General features: G+C 57.7%; 1 protein-coding gene. It reads right to left on the minus strand.

Annotation, left to right across the window (positions count from 1 at the left end; genetic code table 11):
* A partial coding sequence (locus C448_RS17035) for a transposase (RefSeq protein WP_169316346.1) occupies positions 1 to 265 on the minus strand: 265 nt, incomplete at both ends.

A 265-nucleotide genomic window follows, 5' to 3' on the forward strand; every position in this document is an offset into this window, starting at 1 on the left:
GGATTTCGTCGGTGACCTGCTCACGAGTTCGATTTTGATCGAGGGCAGCGTCGCCTTGGACGCGCCGGCCGTCCAAGGCGACTTCACCCATCTCAACCATGCCAGCTTCCCGACAGAGGCGAAGAATCTCAACGAAGAGGTGCTCGAACTCCTCGCGGTGGTTCTTGCGGAAGAGACTGATCGTGCGGAAGTCAGGATGTTGATTCGCAGCAAGGTAGCGAAAAGCGACGTCACGTTCGAGGAGACGGTCGAGTTTGCGGGAACT

The organism is Halococcus morrhuae DSM 1307, from assembly GCF_000336695.1.
Taxonomy (GTDB): domain Archaea; phylum Halobacteriota; class Halobacteria; order Halobacteriales; family Halococcaceae; genus Halococcus; species Halococcus morrhuae.